Raw genomic sequence first — 12,129 nt, 5'->3', positions numbered from 1 at the left:
TCACGCGGCCGTACCCGCACGCTGGTCGTATGGTCTCCGCCACCCCTGTAGTGATTTACCCGCCCGACGAGTCCGGTGGCCGCCGGGTTCGCATCGACGGCAGCATCCTCGGCCTCGCCTACAGCACCCAGGACGTCGCCCGGTTCATGCAGGAAGCCGGGCTGCAAGAGTGGGACGAGATGGATGTCGTCCGCTCCGCCCTCATCGAATGGCGGGGCGGCGGGCCCGACGACTGGGCGCACTGAATGGACTACCCGCTCGCCGTCGCCCTCGCCGAACCCGCCACCGCGCTGCCCACCGGACCCGGCTGGTGGTACGAGCCCAAGTTCGACGGCGATCGGGCGGTCCTCTGGCGGCGGGACACGGTCCGCATTCAGACCCGGTCCGGACGCGATGCCACTCAGCAGTGGTACGACCTGGCCGCCGCGGGCATGGACCTGCCGGCCGATACCGTCCTCGACGGGGAGGCCGTCGTATGGCGGGACGGGAAGACGGACTTCGGGGCGGTCCGCTCGAGGGCCTCCGCCCGCGGCCGACGCCTCGCCGACCTCGTGGCCCGCTACCCCGCCTCGTATGCCGCGTTCGACATCGTCATGCTCTCCGGCGTCGACCTCCGCGGCAGGCCGTACCTCGAGCGGCGCCAGGCCCTCCTCGATGTGCTCGCCGAGCTGCCGCCGCCGATCCAGGCCGTGCCCGCCACCGACGATCCCGACGTAGCACGCGCGTGGATCGAGCATCTGGCAGGGCAAGGGATTGAGGGGGTTGTGGCCAAGCGGGCCACCTCGACGTACCGGGCGGGGCGCTCCCCGGCGTGGCGGAAGGTCCGGCATTCGGAGACCGTCGATGCCGAGGTGGTCGGCTACACCGGGGCCGCGGCCAGGCCCACGAAGGTGGTCGTCGCGTTGCCGGATGGGCGGCGGATGCTGTCGCAGACCCTCACAGCCGCGGTCAGCCGCGACATCGGCCAGCACCTCGCCGGGGCCGAAGCCGGGCCGCGGGCACGGACGCGGAACGGAGAGACGTACACAACCAGCGCGGGCGGGATCATCGTCGAGGTGCTGGCTGGGACCACCAGGCACGCCGTCTGCACCGTAACCCGGGTGCGGTGAGGCACCGCGTGTGACCGACGGCGTGCAGGTGCACACTGGAAGTAGGAGCGCCGCCAGGAGGCCGCCATGAGTGCTGATGTTCCGTGGACAGCGGTAATGGGCGTGGCCGTCGCATCGGCTTCACTTGCCGCAACTTTGGTTTCGTTTGCCTGGCAGACCGTGATCTGGAAGTGGAGCGGATCCAAGCCGAAGGTGTCGGCCAGTCTTGGCGCGGTCGTCGGTCCGATGTCTGGCTCGCAGGTCGTGGTCATGCTTGAGGCCCGCAACGCAGGAAGAGGAGCGTGCCAGATAACGCAAGTCTTCTTCGCCGCCCCGGACGACATGAAGATTGTTGCCTTGCGCCTCGTAGCTGGCAGCGACAGTCTTCCGATCACTCTAGAAGGACAGCACGCTGCGCGGTGGATCTTCGATGCCGGGCAGGTCCGCGCCACCGTCCGGGAACTAGGGGTCATCAAGATCCGGCCTGTTGTGGTGAAGGGCTCGGGCAAGCTGTGTCGCGGGAAGTGGAGCGAACTGGACAAGTTGTTGCGCACCGCGGAGTGACCTCACAGTCCGATGTCCTCACTCGCCGCATCGGTCCATTTGTCGGCTTCGCGGATGTATCCCCAGAAGGCGGGGCTGTTCTCGGCGTGGCCGGACTGGGCGCGGATCTTCTCCTCGCGCTTGCCTGCTTTGCGGCTGGTGGTGATGAACCCGGACCGCATCGAGTGGCCGGTCAACCGGACGGCGACGCCTGCACGTTCGGCGTTGCGGGCGATGATCTCGCGGACGGCTTCGGCGGAAAGGGCGCGGTTGCCCATGTGGCCCCAGACGTCGATGGGCAGAAAGGCGGGCCCGGCGGTGATGCCTGCGGCTGCTCGCCAGGTGAGCCATGCGCGGACGGGGCAGGTGTCGGCGTTCTTGCCGTAACTGACGACAACGTCCCGGGGCGGGCGGCCTTTGACGGCGGGGACGTGGACTTCGAGGCCCTGGCTGACGTGGACGATGGATTCTGCCCGGAGTTCGGCGACTTCGACGGAGCGTCCTGCGATGCCGAAGGCCATGAGCCAGAGTGCGCGGTCGCGGAGTCCGGCGAGTCCATCGGCGACGGCGGCGTTCATCTGCCGTAGCTGTTCGGGTGTGACGGCCGCCGCCTTGCCTCGGCCGCGCGCCATGCGCTCGGGGTCGTGCTTGAGCGGCTTGAGCGCCTTGCGTGCGGCTTCGGTGGCGCGCTTCGGGACTTCGACCCCGAGCCCGCGCGCGGTGACGGTGACGCCGGTGATCCGCCGGTCGATGGAGGTGGGCGCGGCGAGCTTGATGGTGTCGAGCCACACGACGAATCCCACGAGCGTGCCCTTGGTGACGGCTGTGGACGGCATGCGGTGGCCGGTGCGTTCGGCGAGCCAGTCGTGGAACTGTTCCCAGAGTGCCCAGTCGTTGGCGTATCCGCGCTTGGTGTTGTTGGGGATGTTCCTGTCGAGGTGCTCGTCGGCCGCCTGCTCCATGGCGGCCAGGACGGCGAGGGTCGCAGCGTCGTAGACAGCAGGGGTGGCGTCCGGCTGGCGCGGGGCGAGGTCGGTCATGCGGCGGCCTCCAACTGCTCCCACAGCCACGGGGTGTGGGTGGTGTGACGGTGGCGTCGGCCGCACGCCTTGCAGTGCGACGGACGGATCCGCATAGGGACGACCGCGTGCAGCGGCTTGCGCCAGTCGCCTTCGGCTTGCAGGTGGTCGCCTCGGTGCTGTCCGCAGCGTTCGCAGATCCAGTAGCCGTCCGAGCCGTCGGGCTGGATCGGGCCCTCGCGGAACCAGTGGTCGGTGATCAGTGGCGGTCGAGTGGTCATGCCGCCCTCCGCGCTTTCAGCGGCCAGGACCACCCCGTGCGGGCGCGGTGCTTTCCATTGTGGCCGGTCGGCAACTGGCAGGGGCGAGGGGCGTACTCGGAGGGCACCAGGTTCTCCGGACCGCCGACGTTGCCGCATACCGCCTCGCCGGGCGATGCGAAGTCACGGAACCAGTCCATATGTAGAACCGTGCTGGAGTCGTTGGTGTAGCACTCGTGCGTGGCGCATCCGCCGTCAAGTTCGCACTCGACGCACTCGTCAAGGTGCCATGGATCGATCTTCCCCAAGCACGGGGAGTCGAGGACGGACGTCCACATCAACTGGTCATCATCCATAGCTAATTGTACCGTTTTTTCGCCCGCGATACTGCATGTTATCGCGAGTCGTCCACGCTCAATGGAGCGCGTCTCGCCCGGGGTTGCTGGCCGGCGGGGTGGCGTTCAGTCGTCTCGGAGAGCTTCGTTGCGCAGTGCGCGCAGCAGGGTCAGGGCGTCCTGGTTGTCGGCGTCGGTGAACGCATGGATCGCCAGGAGGATGGATCCGCCGATCCGCTTGGCGGTGACCAGGTCGTCGCCGGCGAGGGCAGCCTGGTGGTGCAGGGAGTCGTTCAGGAGGAAGACGATGCGCGCCATGGGATCGCCGTTGAGCTGCGCCACGCGCTGGCCGGTCTCGTCAAGGGTCATGGCGGCTTCGATGCCGAACGCGGCGATCAGGACACGCTCCAGCGTGTGCTTCCCGTAGGCGGCCAGCAGCGCCGGGAGTGGCCGCTCGCCGGGGTCGCCCGCCAGGACCACCAGGGCATCGTCGTTGTTTCCGACGACGGCCTCCAATGCGGCTAGTGCGCGCAGGTGCTCATCGTTAGTCAGCTCGATGTCCATGGAACCGCAGGGTAGGCCAACGCCCGGACAGCACGGTGGCGTTCGCCGCGAAACCACCCGTCCCGTATCGCTCCAGGGAGCCAGCGCTTAACAAGACGTTATGCGCTACCCATGTGCTCGTTTACGTTGACCTGACTAAAGGCTAGACAGAGGTGCCGCCCCGTCGGTACGGTCTGCTCATCTACCCGACCTTCACTCAGGTCTACGCCACGGGAGGGCACTTGAAAATCACGATCACGGTGGACGAGCCCACAGGTGATTTCCAGGACAGGCTCCTCGCCCTAATCGCCGACTACGCGGGCAACGTCGAGATCGATGCCACCTGGACGGTGCCGCGCGCAGAGAATTACTACCTGCGCCTGCCACCCCGGGCCCGACGCATCGTCCGCGAAGCCGTCGCCCGGGGTGGATACGTGTCCGCTGACGACCTTCGTGGCGATGGCAACGCCAGCTTGCGCGGCCACAGCGGCGCTCTCAGGAAGGCTCTCGTGAGCGGAGCTGGCGGAGGTGACTGGCCAGACGGAATGCCTCTGCCGATCCTGGCCCAGGGGCCGGGCTTCGGAAAGGTGGCTGGCTACCGGATGCCGGATGAGCTCGTCGACATCTTCGGAAGTGCCATCACGAACGTTGACGGACAAGTGCCCACCAAGGAGGACTGACATGCCGATCACTCACTCGGATCGCATGAGCGGCACGATCTACGCCATCAACCTCGACATCCGGATCGCCGACGAGAAGTGAGGACCGATGGGCCAGCAGATCATTCAGCAACCGGACGGGAAACTCGCCGTCTTCTCCAGCATCACCGACACGTTCATCGTCGTCGACGCCACACCGGAGGAACTCGTCGAGTGGCGGGCCGAGGAAGCGGCCGAGCGGGCGCGTGAGCAGACCCGGCGCGAGCTGGGCAAGGTGCTCGCCGGGGACTCGCGGGGCGCGTACTTCCAATACGCCATGACCTACGAGGAGGCTGCCGCAAAGGACCGCGAACACGACGGCGACCTCGCCTAGCCAGAGCGCCGGAGCCCACACAGTGGGGGCGCTCGTCACTCGCCGTCTTCCATCTCCCATTGCAGGGCGAGCTCCCGAAGGAGCGCGGCACTGGCGCCATCGCCCTCAGACTCGTCGTACCGACTTGCGAGTTGGGTGAATGCTGCGCTGAAGCACGCGACGAGAAGTCCAACTCGAGGCTGTATCGCTGCGGTCACCGCATTGGCCACATCCTGAGGTCGGTCCGTGCGCACACCGACGGGCCCCGGCTCTATGGCCTCGAGAACGAACTCGCCGATCATCTCGGCCTCGGGCCTGACCTCGTCTGAGTCCTCGGCACTGCTTTCGTCGTACTGATCGGCAAGGTCGCGCGCCTGCGTGAGGATGGCCACGACCCGCTGCATCATCTCTGCTTCCGTCACCGAAGAAGCGTGGCACAACAAAGGGCGCCCCACTCCCCCGCCGAGGCGGAAGGAATGGGGCGCCGCCGCATCACGACCCGGTGACGGTGTCCACACTTCAACCGCATGCGACGTACCGTGTGGCGGCTAGCTCAACTGTGGGGGGACATGATGCGCGTTCGCGCTACGGCGGCTACGGCTGCTCTGCTTCTGGCTGCTCTGACCGCGTGCGGCGGCGACAAGGCCGAGTCGAAGCCGTCCGCGGCGAAGGAGTCGACGAAGGTCGACTGCACCGACGAGAATCTGAGCCAGGCCGAGTGGATGGAGAACTGCTCCGACGAGGGCGGTGGCGCCAGCGCCGGGCCTGAGGAAGGTGCGGGCACCGGAGGCGACGGGAAGACGAGCGGCCTGAAGTTCGGCGAGTCGTTCACGTGGCCGGACGGGGTGAAGGTGGCGGTGGTGGAGGCTCGTGTCTTCAAGGACTGGGATGCGGAGGCGCTTGAGTCGCCGGATCCGAAGGCGACGGAGTTCCGGCTGAAGCTGCGGGTCACGAACGGCAGTGCCGCGTCGTTGAAGCTGGATGACTTCTCCACGATTGTGGAGGGTGCGGTGAATGGCGGCGAGGCGTCGTCGTCGATCTTTACGCGAGAGTCCGAGCCGCTGGAGGGCCGTCTCGGTTCCAAGGTGACGGCCACGAAGACTGACGACAATACGCTGGAGAAGAAGTACGGGCGGAAGATCGTGGTCACGGTGCAGCGCAGCAATGATGCGGGCGACACATTCGACTATCCCGAGTTCGAGGGCGAGATCGTCGGCTGACTACCGCTCCATGATCTGTATGTACTGCGACCGTTCGTCGATGAGTCCGCCAACGGTGGTGATCTGGCAGGTCACCTTGTAGGTGGTGTCGATGTCGCCGCCCGCGATCCGCTGTGTGACGAGGCCCGCGTTCACGGTCGGCGGCCCGACAGCGGTAAGCCCGGCAGGTACGAGGACCGTCGCTTCGCTGAGGGTGTCGTTGATCTGTGCCAGCCACGGTGCCCAGTTCCAGTGGTAGTCCAGCCGCGAGACGGAGTCTTTGATCGTGCTGATCGAGTCGGTGCTCATGGCCTACCTCACGGTCAGGGTGCGGTTTTCGGCGGCCACGACGAGCAGCCGGGGCTCGGCGGGGATGTGCAGGGTGCGTTCGGGGCTGGGCGTGGTGGTGGTCTGCCGGGTGAACGGGCGTGCCGTGTCCGTCTCTGTGGCCGTGGGCAGGGTGGCGACCTTGCGGCCTGTGAGCAGTCGCGCCATCTCGAGCGTGGTGGCGGTGGGCAGTGTCACGGCGGGGGTGGCGACGGTGAGCGGTTGTGCGGCTTCGATGGCTGCGGCTGTGGTCAGCGTGCTCGTCTTCGTACCGGTGAGGGCTTGGGCGGTGCCGTGCTCGACAGCGGTCGGGAGCGCGGCGGCCTTCATCCCGGCCAGGGGCTGCGCGGCGTCGGTGACTGCGGTGGCGGCGAGCATTGCCGTCTTGACGCCGGCGAGACTCTGCGCGGTGTCCTGCTCGCCGGCGGTGGGCAGTCCTGCGGATTTGTTGCCGGTGAGGGGCTGAGCGGCGCCAGTCTCCGTGGCGGCGGGGAGCGTGGCCGTCCTCGTTCCGGTGAGGGGCTGGGCGGCGTCCGCCTGTAGCGCGGTGGTCATGCTCGCCGTCTTGCTGCCGGTAGGGGCGACTGCGGTGCCGGTTTCGGCTGCGGTCGGAAGCGTCCCTGTCTTGCTGCCAGCGAGGGTGAGCGCCGTGCTGGCCTCCGTGGCGGTGGCGAGGATGGCGGTCTTGGTACCGGCGAGGGGCCTGGCTGTCTCGATGGCGGTTGCGGTCGTGAGGGTGGCGGTGGTGCCTGTGGCCACGTCTGCCGCGGTGAAGTCGTCGAAGCGCAACGCGTTGATGGACTCGGAGCGGATGCCGACGCTGGTGCCGGTGGTGACGGCAGTGTTGACGACCGACACGCGTTCGACGCCGTTGACGAAGCCTTTGATCGTGGAGCCGACGGCCTGCACCTTGGCGACATCCCCGGCGACGGCCGGGGCCGCGTAGGCGCCGAGGCTGGTGAAGCTGCCCCCGGTGACACTGAAGAGGTTCCACGACGATCCGTCGTTGCGCCACAGGTAGCCGGAGGTGAGGGTGGTGGTGCCCCGGCACCACACACCGTGCGACGCCGCCGTGGTGGAGGCGATCCTGGTCTGCGCGTAGTGGTCGTTGCTGGCCATCGTAGTGGCGGCGCGCAGGAGGATGGTGCCGCCCGCCGCGCCTGGGGACAGTTGATTGGAGACGATCGACCAGTCGCCGGATACTTCCACCCAGGCGGCGCCCAGGGCGGTGGTGTCGGCCCGGTTGAAATCGTCGGTGAAGGTCGTCATGGGCTAGGCGGAGGCGGCCCGGAAGAAGTCGTTGATCGCCAGACTGAACGTGTTGCCGTCGGGGGTCCAGGACAGGTCGTGTTTGGTGAGGGGGATGAGGTCGGCGTCGGTTCCGGTGGTGGTGTCGGGGTCGTAGCAGAGGACGAAGGCGCCGATGGGGTTGCCGGTTGGTGTCGTGTAGGTGACGTCGGCGGCGTCAACGTTGATCCGGTCGTTGGTGTCGTCGACGGTGGCCGTGACGCCGCTGAGTGTCTTGCGGGTGACGGTGGTCTGTTCGTTGGTGGTGCCTGCGACGACGGCTGCGAAGTCGTCTTTGTCGCGGAGGACGGCGTCGGTTTCCAGTCCGGCAGCTTCGAGTGCCATGAGGACGAGTGCGTCGTTGGCGGCGGGCAGGGATGCGTAGTAGGCGACCTTGCCGAGGGCGATGTTGAAGGTGAACGTTGCCATGGTCAGTCTCCTGGCGGGGGTTCGCGTTGGGCTTGGAGGAGGAGCCGTGTGCGCTGGATCATGAGGGCGGCGACGGCGAGTACGGCGATGGTGCGGATGCCGCGCAGGATGATCGCGAAGCAGCCGTCGGGGAACAGCGATGCAAGGACGGTGTAGGTGCAGAGGAGGCCGACGGCGGCGGCGAACATCATCAAGTTGCGGCCGATGTCGGAACGCCACCAGGGCGCTTTGGCCTGATAGGTGATCACGAACGCCAGGCAGGCGATGACGGCGAGTGCCGACGCCCCTATGTTGATCCACTGGTCCACGCTGATGTCCCTCATGATGTTGCTCCCTTGAACGCGGCTGCTACGCGTTCACGCAGGTGGTTCTCTCGAAGGGCCCGTCGGAGGGGGGCGACGGCTTCGTCGACGCTGGACTGTCGGGCTTCTGTGGCTTTCCGGTCGGTGAGTGTGCGTTGCAGGGCGGCCTCGGAGGCGCGCAGGTCAGTCTTTTCATGGCGCCTGAGGAGGCGTTGGAGCCATGCGATCACCGGGGTTCACCTCCTCCCGGGCTGCCTGTTGCGGCTGTGGGAGGGCGGCGAGGAGGGGGCCGGTGAGTTTGGCCATGTCGAGTAGTTCGCCGGTTTGGTCGTGCTCGACCTTGCGGAGCGCTTCACTCTCAAGGAAGGCGGACCGCCAGTTGTCCCGGTCGGCGATCAGATCCTCGTGGGTGCGTCTCGGGATGAGTCGTCCGGTGAGGATGAACAGGACGACGAGGGTGAGGAGTGCGACGGCTCCAGCGTCGGTGGGTGCCATGCCAAAGATTTCGTTCACCGGAGCCTCCGCTGGTTGGGGCGCTTCAGGCCGCGGCCTTGATCGGGCTGGACTGCTCGAGCGGCACGTTCGGGACGGGCGCTTCGACTTCGCGGTGCTCGAACAGGGCGAGGATGGCGGCGACGAGGGACATCCATCCGGCCTGCTGCTCGGCGGACAGGTCGAGGCCGAAGCCGACGAAGAGGGCGAGGCCGGCGGAAGCCAACTGCAGGATGGCGGCGCCGAGGGCTCCGGTGCGCAGGATGATGGCGGAGGCGACGGCGACGAGGCAGGCCAGGGCGGTGTTGATGAGGGTCTGTTGGTCGGCGTTGACGTCGAGGCCGTATGCGGCGGCGAGCTTGAGGGCGATGGCGACTGCGGCGAGCAGGTAGACGGGTTCGCGGCCGAAGACCTTCATGGGGTCCTACTTCCAGTAGATGCCGCGCACGCGCGACGTGGTGACGGTGATGGACTTCTTGTCGGCTGCGTCGGCCGGGTAGTAGCAGACCTCGAACCGCAGCTTCTCGGTGGCGCTGATGGATCCGGCGTGGGTGAAGTCGAGGAAGCTCATGCCGTCGGTGGCGAGGCGTTCGACGACGGGTCCGGTCCAGCGGCTGCCGTCGGTGCGGTAGTGGTAGAAGCGGCCCTGGAAGGTGCTACTGGCGGGTGCGGTTACGGTGAGGTAGCTGCTGGCCGTGTACGCCTTGGCGTCCTTCAGGAGGTCTACGGATTCGACGGTCAGGGTTGTCCACTTGCCGGGGACGAGGGTGCGGTCGGTCTCGTCGTAGCGGCCGAGCGTGCTGGGCATGTCGTCGTCCTCCTGCGGGGGCACGGTGCCGCCTTTGGCGGCGGTGAGGATGGCGGCCATCGGGATCGCGCCGGGGTCGCCGTGGTCGTTTTCGGGGACGTGCTGGTGTCCGCAGTGGCCCTTGAAGTTGTTCCAGCGGGCGGCGCTCATGCGGACGGAGCTGGCGCCGTAGCTGGACGGGTACGCCTTGAACGTCAGTCCGGAGGAGAGTGGGACGCCGTGGTGGGTGTTGGCCCACTTCGCGAAGGCTCCGAGGTCGCGGATCACCCAGTCCGGCAGCTCGGGCGTGTACAGGTGCGGGGTGCTGCCCCACTTCGCGTGAGCGGCCGGGTCGCAGGTGCCGACGATCTCGACCTGACAGGCGTTGAGGGTGTTGGTCTCGACGCCGCCTGCCTTGTTGACGAGGGCGCGGGAGGAGACGTCAAAGTCGAAGTGCTGGTACCAGACCAGCCGCTTGGCGCTGAAGTCCGGCTTGGCGGTGAAGTTCGGGGCTGACGTTCCACCGCCGTAGGAGGGCATGGATGTTCCCTCGGTGGTGTGCCAGACGATGACGTTGGTCTCCATGGCGGAGCCGGGGTAGCGAGTGCCGTACCAGTAGGTGGTGCTGGCGCCGGGGTAGCGCTGTGGGCCCGTTCTTGTCATGTGGTGCCTCCGGTGCGGTGTGCCGACTCCCTCGCAGCACTCACCTTCGAATCATAGGGCCAAATGCGTTTCTAGCCTACGATTCATAGGGATTGCCGTATGCTGCGGCGTGGGGAGTCGAACCGGTCCGTGCTCCCCCCTGCGGCGGGCCCGGTCGTGCGGGCCCGGCCCGCCGCCCTTCCCGCACAGCCCGCACCCGGAGGCCCGCATGAACGACGAAGCGACCGGCCTTGAGGTACCCGCAGACCGCGAGGACATCGCCCGCGCCATCAGCACTGCCGAACGTCGCCCGAAGCGAGGGATCATGCAGCCGAAGCCGTCTCGTCGATTCACCGTCTACCTCTCCCCCGAGGATCCGGGCCGCGCGGTGGACGCGGACAGCGTCAGCACGCTCGGCGACTGGTTCACGCTGTCCCTCAACGGCCGTGAAGTGTTCGGCGCCCGAGGCGACCGCGTGCTCTGCTACACCGCCGACGATGCCGCTGGGGAGGCGGCGTGAGCAGCCGTACACCAGCCCAGAAGCTGGCCCGGAAGATCCAAGCCAAGACCGGCAAGCCTTACACGGCCTTCCTCGCCGAAGCGAAGAAACGGCTCGCAGCCCAGGAAGTTGCGGAGGCTGCTCGTGATTAGCCTCATCGCAGTCCTCGCCTGCGACTACCGCGAGTTCGAGGAGTGGTGCCGCAACAGCGGGCTGTCCTCTCGCGACCGCGACGTCGTCTTCATTAGTCGCTGGGACAGGCTTCGCGGGCTCGACAACGTCAAGTTCATCCGCTGCCCGCGCTGGGACCAGCATCCCGACGCAGGCCACATCGACGAACTCGTGCGGCGGATCGAAGACCGGAGAGCGCACCGTGGCTGACGTGATCGTCAAGCTATCCGACGGCACCCGCGAGGTCACCGTTGAGATCACTGGCGGTGAAGGCGATCCGCTCGCACGTGCCGAAGAGGCGGCCGTCCGGATGTACAGCATCGCCGTCGCCAGCGGCCCGACCGACCGGCGTGCGGGATTCGCTGGGTGGTCGCCGAGCAGCAGTACCGAACGCAGCCCTGAGGAGTAGCTCGTGAGCAAGGAAGCCGCCCGCTACGCCCGCTACGCGGAGGCCGTGAGCACGATCGTCGGCTACCCCTCCGAGACCATGGTGAAAGCCGTCATGGCCGTCGCCGACGCAGAGCTCCAGGAGCGGGAGCAGCCCGACCCGCTCGCCGGCCGCCTCGTCGTGTGCACCGACCCCGGCAGTAGCCGGATCGTCGCCGCAGGCAAGGTCACCGAAGTGAATCGAGCTGAGGGCGGCATGGAGTTGACCATCATGCAGTACAGCGCCCCGGAGGACTCATGAGTGGCGGCTCTTACAACTACCTGTGCCGCGCCTTCGATCTCGACGACCTGCTCGGTGCGCGTGGCAGCCTGCGCGAGATGGCCGATCGGCTCGCCGGGCTCGGCTACGCGGAAGACGCCGCAAAGGAGACTGAGGAACTGCTCGTCCTCCTCAACCAGTGGGCGGTGCGCGCCGAGGTCCGCCGTAACCGTCTGGCCCCCGTATGGAAGGCCGTCGAGTGGTGGGACTCCAGCGACTGGGGCGAGGACGACGTCCGCGAGGCCCTCGCCGAATACCGCAGGGAGCCGGGCGAGCCCGAAGTGGATCCGGCGCCGTGACGGCCGCCCGTAGGCCGGACTACGCCCGCATCGCCGAGCTGGAACGCGAGCTCGGCATGGCCGAGGCGGCCGAGGTGCGCCCCATGCGAGCCGAGAAGATTTGCCTGATCAAGGACTGCGACGGTGAGACCGTCGAACTCCGCACGTGGTCAGGGATCCTCGTCGCGCGGCTTCACCATCACTAGCCGTC

24 protein-coding genes are annotated in these 12,129 nt (G+C 67.5%); 13 read left to right on the top strand and 11 right to left on the bottom strand.

What is annotated here, in order from left to right; translation table 11 throughout:
• The first annotated feature begins 29 nt into the window (after positions 1-29).
• The 3 genes from ACIRF8_RS15705 to ACIRF8_RS15695 all read left to right on the top strand — a co-directional run bounded on the left by ACIRF8_RS15705 (position 30) and on the right by ACIRF8_RS15695 (position 1,652).
• Entirely contained in the window at positions 30-245 is a 216-nt protein-coding gene (locus ACIRF8_RS15705; RefSeq protein ID WP_404215023.1) for a hypothetical protein, read from the top strand.
• Positions 246-1,109: an ATP-dependent DNA ligase gene (locus tag ACIRF8_RS15700; RefSeq protein WP_404215021.1), complete on the top strand. Its 864-nt coding sequence runs from the start codon at positions 246-248 to the stop codon at positions 1,107-1,109. It abuts the gene before it with no gap.
• Positions 1,110-1,175: 66 nt separating this feature from the next.
• Positions 1,176-1,652 carry a hypothetical protein gene (locus ACIRF8_RS15695; protein ID WP_404215020.1) on the top strand — a complete coding sequence of 159 codons (477 nt, stop codon included), beginning with the start codon at positions 1,176-1,178 and terminating at the stop codon, positions 1,650-1,652.
• A 2-nt stretch (positions 1,653-1,654) separates the two neighbouring features.
• Here ACIRF8_RS15695 and ACIRF8_RS15690 read toward each other — a convergent pair whose 3' ends face one another.
• From ACIRF8_RS15690 to ACIRF8_RS15680, 3 genes are all read right to left on the bottom strand, one after another.
• Positions 1,655-2,671, bottom strand: a complete 1,017-nt coding sequence (locus ACIRF8_RS15690) for a tyrosine-type recombinase/integrase (RefSeq protein WP_404215018.1) — start codon at positions 2,669-2,671, stop codon at positions 1,655-1,657.
• Positions 2,668-2,931, bottom strand: a complete 264-nt coding sequence (locus ACIRF8_RS15685) for a hypothetical protein (RefSeq protein WP_404215016.1) — start codon at positions 2,929-2,931, stop codon at positions 2,668-2,670. The genes ACIRF8_RS15690 and ACIRF8_RS15685 overlap by 4 nt, the downstream gene beginning before the upstream one ends.
• 440 nt (positions 2,932-3,371) lie before the next feature.
• Entirely contained in the window at positions 3,372-3,809 is a 438-nt protein-coding gene (locus ACIRF8_RS15680; protein WP_404215014.1) for a hypothetical protein, read from the bottom strand.
• Between the two features lie 221 nt (positions 3,810-4,030).
• Between ACIRF8_RS15680 and ACIRF8_RS15675 the strand changes: the two genes are divergently transcribed.
• Both ACIRF8_RS15675 and ACIRF8_RS15670 read left to right on the top strand, forming a co-directional pair.
• Entirely contained in the window at positions 4,031-4,468 is a 438-nt protein-coding gene (locus ACIRF8_RS15675) for a hypothetical protein (protein WP_404215012.1), read from the top strand.
• A gap of 88 nt (positions 4,469-4,556) precedes the next feature.
• On the top strand, positions 4,557-4,820 hold the full coding sequence (locus ACIRF8_RS15670; RefSeq protein ID WP_404215010.1) for a hypothetical protein: 264 nt from the start codon (positions 4,557-4,559) through the stop codon (positions 4,818-4,820).
• Positions 4,821-4,855: 35 nt separating this feature from the next.
• On the opposite strand, the gene ACIRF8_RS15665 is transcribed toward ACIRF8_RS15670, so the two are convergent.
• The gene (locus ACIRF8_RS15665; RefSeq protein ID WP_404215009.1) at positions 4,856-5,221 is read right to left on the bottom strand and encodes a hypothetical protein; all 366 of its coding nucleotides are present in this window, start codon (positions 5,219-5,221) and stop codon (positions 4,856-4,858) included.
• Between the two features lie 105 nt (positions 5,222-5,326).
• On the opposite strand from ACIRF8_RS15665, the gene ACIRF8_RS15660 reads away from it, so the two are divergent.
• Positions 5,327-6,019 (top strand): hypothetical protein, encoded by a 693-nt coding sequence (locus ACIRF8_RS15660; RefSeq protein ID WP_404215007.1) that lies wholly within the window; start codon positions 5,327-5,329, stop codon positions 6,017-6,019.
• On the opposite strand, the gene ACIRF8_RS15655 is transcribed toward ACIRF8_RS15660, so the two are convergent.
• The 7 genes from ACIRF8_RS15655 to ACIRF8_RS15625 form a co-directional block, all read right to left on the bottom strand.
• Entirely contained in the window at positions 6,020-6,307 is a 288-nt protein-coding gene (locus tag ACIRF8_RS15655) for a hypothetical protein (RefSeq protein ID WP_404215005.1), read from the bottom strand.
• A 3-nt stretch (positions 6,308-6,310) separates the two neighbouring features.
• Complete coding sequence (locus ACIRF8_RS15650; protein ID WP_404215003.1) at positions 6,311-7,594, bottom strand: hypothetical protein; 1,284 nt, start codon at positions 7,592-7,594, stop codon at positions 6,311-6,313.
• A 3-nt stretch (positions 7,595-7,597) separates the two neighbouring features.
• Positions 7,598-8,041: a hypothetical protein gene (locus ACIRF8_RS15645; protein ID WP_404215002.1), complete on the bottom strand. Its 444-nt coding sequence runs from the start codon at positions 8,039-8,041 to the stop codon at positions 7,598-7,600.
• Between the two features lie 2 nt (positions 8,042-8,043).
• Complete coding sequence (locus tag ACIRF8_RS15640) at positions 8,044-8,364, bottom strand: hypothetical protein (RefSeq protein ID WP_404215000.1); 321 nt, start codon at positions 8,362-8,364, stop codon at positions 8,044-8,046.
• Positions 8,365-8,535: 171 nt separating this feature from the next.
• On the bottom strand, positions 8,536-8,856 hold the full coding sequence (locus ACIRF8_RS15635; protein ID WP_404214998.1) for a hypothetical protein: 321 nt from the start codon (positions 8,854-8,856) through the stop codon (positions 8,536-8,538).
• A 25-nt stretch (positions 8,857-8,881) separates the two neighbouring features.
• Entirely contained in the window at positions 8,882-9,253 is a 372-nt protein-coding gene (locus ACIRF8_RS15630) for a hypothetical protein (protein ID WP_404214996.1), read from the bottom strand.
• 6 nt (positions 9,254-9,259) lie between these two features.
• The gene (locus ACIRF8_RS15625) at positions 9,260-10,285 is read right to left on the bottom strand and encodes a hypothetical protein (RefSeq protein WP_404214994.1); all 1,026 of its coding nucleotides are present in this window, start codon (positions 10,283-10,285) and stop codon (positions 9,260-9,262) included.
• A 208-nt stretch (positions 10,286-10,493) separates the two neighbouring features.
• Here ACIRF8_RS15625 and ACIRF8_RS15620 point away from each other — a divergent pair, with 208 nt between their 5' ends.
• The 7 genes from ACIRF8_RS15620 to ACIRF8_RS15590 are packed head-to-tail and all read left to right on the top strand — an operon-like array spanning position 10,494 to position 12,124.
• Entirely contained in the window at positions 10,494-10,784 is a 291-nt protein-coding gene (locus ACIRF8_RS15620; RefSeq protein ID WP_404214992.1) for a hypothetical protein, read from the top strand.
• Positions 10,781-10,915 (top strand): hypothetical protein, encoded by a 135-nt coding sequence (locus tag ACIRF8_RS15615; protein WP_404214990.1) that lies wholly within the window; start codon positions 10,781-10,783, stop codon positions 10,913-10,915. Before ACIRF8_RS15620 ends, ACIRF8_RS15615 begins: the two co-directional genes overlap by 4 nt.
• A complete protein-coding gene (locus tag ACIRF8_RS15610; RefSeq protein ID WP_404214988.1) occupies positions 10,908-11,144 on the top strand; it encodes a hypothetical protein in 237 nt (78 codons plus the stop codon). The genes ACIRF8_RS15615 and ACIRF8_RS15610 overlap by 8 nt, the downstream gene beginning before the upstream one ends.
• On the top strand, positions 11,137-11,343 hold the full coding sequence (locus ACIRF8_RS15605; RefSeq protein ID WP_404214986.1) for a hypothetical protein: 207 nt from the start codon (positions 11,137-11,139) through the stop codon (positions 11,341-11,343). The genes ACIRF8_RS15610 and ACIRF8_RS15605 overlap by 8 nt, the downstream gene beginning before the upstream one ends.
• Before the next feature lie 3 nt (positions 11,344-11,346).
• Positions 11,347-11,622, top strand: a complete 276-nt coding sequence (locus tag ACIRF8_RS15600) for a hypothetical protein (protein WP_404214984.1) — start codon at positions 11,347-11,349, stop codon at positions 11,620-11,622.
• The gene (locus ACIRF8_RS15595) at positions 11,619-11,939 is read left to right on the top strand and encodes a hypothetical protein (protein ID WP_404214983.1); all 321 of its coding nucleotides are present in this window, start codon (positions 11,619-11,621) and stop codon (positions 11,937-11,939) included. Before ACIRF8_RS15600 ends, ACIRF8_RS15595 begins: the two co-directional genes overlap by 4 nt.
• Positions 11,936-12,124, top strand: coding sequence for a hypothetical protein (locus ACIRF8_RS15590; protein WP_404214981.1), 189 nt, complete (start codon positions 11,936-11,938; stop codon positions 12,122-12,124). The genes ACIRF8_RS15595 and ACIRF8_RS15590 overlap by 4 nt, the downstream gene beginning before the upstream one ends.
• Positions 12,125-12,129: the final 5 nt, after the last annotated feature.

This window comes from Streptomyces sp. NPDC102406 (assembly GCF_044765725.1).
In the GTDB taxonomy this organism is placed as follows: domain Bacteria; phylum Actinomycetota; class Actinomycetes; order Streptomycetales; family Streptomycetaceae; genus Streptomyces.
The sequence above is the reverse complement of the archived record's forward strand: the minus strand, read 5'-3'. Positions and strand labels throughout refer to the sequence as shown.

Bases quoted from the DNA above. Each gene is read 5' to 3' on its own strand.
- ACIRF8_RS15705 (WP_404215023.1), top strand. From the start codon at position 30: ATGGTCTCCGCCACCCCTGTAGTGATTTACCCGCCCGACGAGTCCGGT.
- ACIRF8_RS15685 (WP_404215016.1), bottom strand. From the start codon at position 2,931: ATGACCACTCGACCGCCACTGATCACCGACCACTGGTTCCGCGAGGGC.
- ACIRF8_RS15645 (WP_404215002.1), bottom strand. From the start codon at position 8,041: ATGGCAACGTTCACCTTCAACATCGCCCTCGGCAAGGTCGCCTACTAC.
- ACIRF8_RS15625 (WP_404214994.1), bottom strand. From the start codon at position 10,285: ATGACAAGAACGGGCCCACAGCGCTACCCCGGCGCCAGCACCACCTAC.
- ACIRF8_RS15690 (WP_404215018.1), bottom strand. From the start codon at position 2,671: ATGACCGACCTCGCCCCGCGCCAGCCGGACGCCACCCCTGCTGTCTAC.
- ACIRF8_RS15595 (WP_404214983.1), top strand. From the start codon at position 11,619: ATGAGTGGCGGCTCTTACAACTACCTGTGCCGCGCCTTCGATCTCGAC.
- ACIRF8_RS15695 (WP_404215020.1), top strand. From the start codon at position 1,176: ATGAGTGCTGATGTTCCGTGGACAGCGGTAATGGGCGTGGCCGTCGCA.
- ACIRF8_RS15680 (WP_404215014.1), bottom strand. From the start codon at position 3,809: ATGGACATCGAGCTGACTAACGATGAGCACCTGCGCGCACTAGCCGCA.
- ACIRF8_RS15655 (WP_404215005.1), bottom strand. From the start codon at position 6,307: ATGAGCACCGACTCGATCAGCACGATCAAAGACTCCGTCTCGCGGCTG.
- ACIRF8_RS15630 (WP_404214996.1), bottom strand. From the start codon at position 9,253: ATGAAGGTCTTCGGCCGCGAACCCGTCTACCTGCTCGCCGCAGTCGCC.
- ACIRF8_RS15650 (WP_404215003.1), bottom strand. From the start codon at position 7,594: ATGACGACCTTCACCGACGATTTCAACCGGGCCGACACCACCGCCCTG.
- ACIRF8_RS15640 (WP_404215000.1), bottom strand. From the start codon at position 8,364: ATGAGGGACATCAGCGTGGACCAGTGGATCAACATAGGGGCGTCGGCA.
- ACIRF8_RS15660 (WP_404215007.1), top strand. From the start codon at position 5,327: ATGCGACGTACCGTGTGGCGGCTAGCTCAACTGTGGGGGGACATGATG.
- ACIRF8_RS15620 (WP_404214992.1), top strand. From the start codon at position 10,494: ATGAACGACGAAGCGACCGGCCTTGAGGTACCCGCAGACCGCGAGGAC.
- ACIRF8_RS15670 (WP_404215010.1), top strand. From the start codon at position 4,557: ATGGGCCAGCAGATCATTCAGCAACCGGACGGGAAACTCGCCGTCTTC.
- ACIRF8_RS15700 (WP_404215021.1), top strand. From the start codon at position 246: ATGGACTACCCGCTCGCCGTCGCCCTCGCCGAACCCGCCACCGCGCTG.